General features: G+C 65.6%; 3 protein-coding genes and 1 pseudogene. All 4 read right to left on the reverse strand.

The genetic code is table 11. The annotated features are described in order from the left end of the window. Positions 1-80: 80 nt before the first annotated feature. Positions 81-1,904: a phosphogluconate dehydratase gene (gene edd / locus EOA33_RS25235; protein WP_126056465.1), complete on the reverse strand. Its 1,824-nt coding sequence runs from the start codon at positions 1,902-1,904 to the stop codon at positions 81-83. Positions 1,905-1,970: 66 nt separating this feature from the next. Beyond that, positions 1,971-2,684: a 6-phosphogluconolactonase gene (gene pgl / locus EOA33_RS25240; RefSeq protein WP_127406866.1), complete on the reverse strand. Its 714-nt coding sequence runs from the start codon at positions 2,682-2,684 to the stop codon at positions 1,971-1,973. After that, the gene (zwf, locus tag EOA33_RS25245; RefSeq protein ID WP_126056463.1) at positions 2,666-4,135 is read right to left on the reverse strand and encodes a glucose-6-phosphate dehydrogenase; all 1,470 of its coding nucleotides are present in this window, start codon (positions 4,133-4,135) and stop codon (positions 2,666-2,668) included. Before zwf ends, pgl begins: the two co-directional genes overlap by 19 nt. Before the next feature lie 356 nt (positions 4,136-4,491). Beyond that, positions 4,492-4,576: pseudogene (locus tag EOA33_RS41555) on the reverse strand (short chain dehydrogenase); the annotation flags it as partial.

Here is a 4,576-nt window from a genome sequence, read left to right on the forward strand (position 1 = left end):
TCAATAGGCAGCGCTTCCGTCTCCTGGAGAAAAAGGGGCGGCCGCTGAGCCGCCCCTTTTTCTTGGATGGAATTGTCGACTCAAGCGTTGCCGAACGCGGCGGCGCCGTGGTCGGCGCGGCCGACGAGCTGCCGGAACCCGGCGAACAACTCGCGGCCGAAGCCGAACTCGTTGCCGATGAGGTCGGCATCCGCCGTGCGCCGCAGCGCGAATTCCGCGCCGGGCACCAGCACTTCCAGCGTGCCGGCATCGGCGTCGAGCCGGATTATGTCACCGTCATGGATCCTGGCGATCGGGCCGTCCTCGACCGCTTCCGGCGTCACATGAATCGCCGCCGGCACCTTGCCGGAAGCGCCCGACATGCGCCCGTCGGTCACCAGCGCGACGCGCTGGCCGCGATCCTGCAGGATGCCGAGCACGGTGGTCAGCTTGTGCAGCTCCGGCATGCCGTTGGCTTTCGGCCCCTGGAAGCGGATGACGGCGATGAAGTCGCCCGTGAGCGTGCCGGCCTTGAAGGCGTCGTTCAGCCCTTGCTGGCTGTCGAACACTTTTGCAGGCGCCTCGATGACGCGCCTTTCCGGCTTCACGGCGGACGTCTTGATGACCGCGTGGCCGAGATTGCCGCCAAGCACCTTCAGGCCGCCGGTCGGCTGAAACGCCTTCTTGAAAGGTGCCAGCACCTTTTCGTCGCCGCTTTCCAACGGCGAGGCCTCGCGCACCACGCCGCCATCGGCGCCGAGCCTGGCCTCGACCGCGTAGGGACGTAGGCCTTCGCCCCACACCGTCTGCACATCCTCGTGCAGAATGCCTTCGTCGAGCAGTTCGCGGATCAGGAAGCCGAGCCCGCCCGCGGCGTGGAAATGGTTCACGTCGGCAAGCCCGTTCGGATAGACGCGGGCTAGCAGCGGCACCGCTTCCGACAGGTCCGAGATGTCCTGCCAGGTCAGCGCGATGCCGGCGGCGGCGGCCATGGCGATCAGGTGGATCGTGTGGTTGGTCGAGCCGCCGGTCGCATGCAGGCCGACGACGCCGTTGACGATCGAGCGCTCGTCAATCATGCGGCCGACCGGCGTATAGTCATTGCCGAGCGCGGTGATCGACAGCGCGCGCCGCGCCGCTTCCCTGGTCAGCGCGTCGCGCAGCGGCGTGCCGGGATTGACGAAGGAGGCGCCTGGCGTGTGCAGGCCCATGATCTCCATCAGCATCTGGTTGGAGTTGGCGGTGCCGTAGAAGGTGCAGGTGCCCGGCCCGTGATAGGACTTGGATTCGGCCTCGAGCAGTTCGGCCCGCCCTGCCTTCCCTTCGGCATAGAGCTGGCGGACCTTGGCCTTCTCGTCGTTCGGCAGGCCCGATGTCATCGGCCCGGCTGGCACGAACACCGCCGGCAAATGGCCGAAGGTGAGTGCGGCGATCACCAGCCCCGGCACGATCTTGTCACAGACGCCGAGGAAGACGGCGGCGTCGAACATGTTGTGCGACAGCCCGATCGCCGCCGCCATGGCGATCACGTCGCGCGAAAACAGCGACAGTTCCATGCCGGGCTGGCCTTGCGTGACGCCGTCGCACATCGCCGGCACGCCGCCGGCCACCTGCGCGATGCCGCCGGCCTCGCGCGCCGCTTCCTTGATCAGCGCCGGATAGGTCTCGAATGGCTGATGCGCCGACAGCATGTCGTTGTAGGAGGTGATGATGCCGAGATTGGGCACCCGGTCGCCGCCGAGCGCGACCTTCTCGGACGGGCTGCACACGGCAAAACCGTGCGCGAGGTTGCCACAGGACAGCACCGCACGGTTGGCGCTGCGGCCCGAGGCCTCGGCGATGCGGCCGAGATAGGCCTCGCGGCCGGCTTTCGAACGCTGGCGGATGCGCTCGGTGATGGCTTCGATGTCGCGTCTGGCGGTCATGGCAACGGTCCTTTCAGGCGGGGTCCCTGAACTTTCCGGCAGCCGGGACCCTCGGTATGGTCAAAATCAGGGCGCCCAGAAAACCTCGACGGCTCTGGGCGCCGCCTCGATCACGGCGCGAATGGGCTTTCTCGCGCCTGATCCCATGGCGCTATCGAAGGCGCTGCGCTTTTCCGCGCCCTCGATATGCAGCGCGATGAAGCCGGCGCCGATGATCCTTGCCATCGACAGCGTCAGCCGCGGCTCGCCGGCGCTTGCCGCATGCACCGGCAGCACGATCCGTTGCGAGGACGGATCAAGCAATCGCGCAAGATCGTCGGCGTCGGGAAAGAACGAGGCGGTATGGCCGTCGCCGCCCATGCCGAGCACGACCGCGTCGAGCGGACAGGGCAGCGACCTGAGCGCCTCATTGTCGGACAGCGCCGCATCCTCGATGCTTGCCGCTTCATGGTAGAGCGGCACGAAGCGCGCCGCAGTCGCGGCGTTCTGCAACAGGTTGGCGGCCACCAGCCTGGCATTCGAGCGCGGCGAGGAGGCCGGTACGAAACGCTCGTCGACCAGCGTCACCGTGACCTTGTCCCAGGCAATAGGGATCCGCGACAGCGCGGCGAAGAACTTCGCCGGCGTCGTGCCGCCCGAGACGGCAAGCAGGGCCGTGCCGCGCTCGGTGACCGCCTTGGTCAGCCGTGCCGCGACATGGCCGGCGAGCGCCGCCGCCAGTTCCTGGCGATCGGCGAAGCTGTTCCAGTGATAGGCGCCGCTCAATTGCTCTCGTGCCATGTCCGCCCATCGCGTTCGATCAGCGCGATCGAGGCCGATGGCCCCCACGTGCCGGCCGTATAGCCCTGCGCCTCTTGTCTGGCGTTTTCCCAGGCGTTCTGGATCGGGTCGATCCATTTCCACGCCGCCTCGACTTCGTCGCGGCGCATGAACAGCGTCTGGTTGCCGCGCACCACATCCATGATCAGCCGCTCATAGGCGTCGGGCGCGCGTCCGTCGAAGGATTGCGCGAAACTCATGTCGAGCGGGATCTGGCGCAGCCGCATGCCGCCCGGGCCCGGATCCTTGATCATGATGAACTGCTTGACGCCCTCGTCCGGCTGCAGCCGGATCACCAACTGGTTGGCGAAGATCGGCCCGGCGCTGTCGCCGAAGATCGAGTGCGGGATCGGCTTGAACTCGATGACGATTTCCGAGACGCGGGTCGCCAGCCTTTTGCCGGTCCTGAGGTAGAACGGGACGCCGGCCCAGCGCCAGTTGGCGATCTCGGCCTTGATGGCGACGAAGGTCTCGGTATTGCTGTCCTTGCCGAGCTCCTCGACATACCCCTTCACCGGCCCGCCGGCGGAAGCTCCGGCGCGATACTGGCCGCGCACCGTGTGCTTCGGCGCCTCGTTGCCGTTGATGCGCTTCAGCGCCCGCAGCACCTTCAGCTTTTCGTCGCGCACGGCATCCGCGTCCATCGACGACGGCGCCTCCATGGCGACGAGGCACAGAAGCTGCAGCATGTGGTTCTGCACCATGTCGCGCAGCGCGCCGGCCTTGTCGTAGTAAGTGACGCGATCCTCGAGGCCGACGGTTTCCGCGACCGTGATCTGCACATGGTCGACATTGGCCGAGTTCCACAGCGGCTCGTAGAGCGCGTTGGCGAAGCGCAACGCCATCAGGTTCTGCACCGTCTCCTTGCCGAGATAGTGGTCGATACGGAAGATCTGGCTTTCGTGGAAGTCGTCGCCCACCAGGTCGTTGAGCGTGCGCGCCGAGGCGAGGTCGCGGCCGATCGGCTTCTCCAGCACGATACGCGAGTTCGGCGTGATCAGATTGTGTTCCTTGAGCTTGTGCGAGATGTCGCCGAACAGTGCCGGCGCCACGGCCAGGTAGAAGGCGCGGATACGGTCGCTGTCGCCGATCGCCTTCTTCAGCTTGTCGAAGCCGGCGCCGGTGGTGGCGTCGGCCGGGACATAGGAGAGCCGGGCGAGGAACGTCTCCAGCTCCTTCGGATCGATGTCGGCGGGCTTCACATGGTCCGAGATCGCCTGCTTGGCGAAGGCCTGGAACTCGGCGTCGGTCATCTTGGAGCGCGACGTGCCGATGATCCTGGTCGGTTCGGAAAACTGATGGTCGCGCTGGCGATGATAGAGCGAGGGCAGAAGCTTGCGTTCCGACAGGTCGCCGGTGCCGCCGAAAATGATGAAGTCGAAAGGATCGACGGGGATGATCTGGCTGGTCATGGTCTGTCCGCTTTAGACGCCGCGCTCAGGTGCGGGGCTGATATATTCTAATCGATTTAAATTTACCAGTGCCATGGTGTCACAGGTAAGGACAAATCGCTGGATGTCGATTGGGTCTCATGTGTGGCCTTGACACTGACGCTACCCGGGGGCTTGTCGGCAAGCGAGGCTTCCGGCAGCGTTCGCGGCTGCAACATAGAACGCGAATGTGACGAAAGCTAAGGAAGAAATCCGTCGCGGCATGCCGCTGCGGGAGTCCTCGCAGGGCAGCCGAGCGGCGGCCTCCGAAAATCCGGGAAGACCTCAATGGGCGGGAAAACCATGCGTCTGGAAAACAAGGTCGCCATCATCACCGGCGCCGCGTGGTAGATTGCCTTCATGTTGACGGCGGTGATCAGATCGAAGGTCGCTTCGTCGACGTCAAGCAAGTCGCCATTGCGG

This window comes from Mesorhizobium sp. M4A.F.Ca.ET.050.02.1.1 (genome assembly GCF_003997725.1).
Classification (GTDB): Bacteria; Pseudomonadota; Alphaproteobacteria; order Rhizobiales; family Rhizobiaceae; genus Mesorhizobium.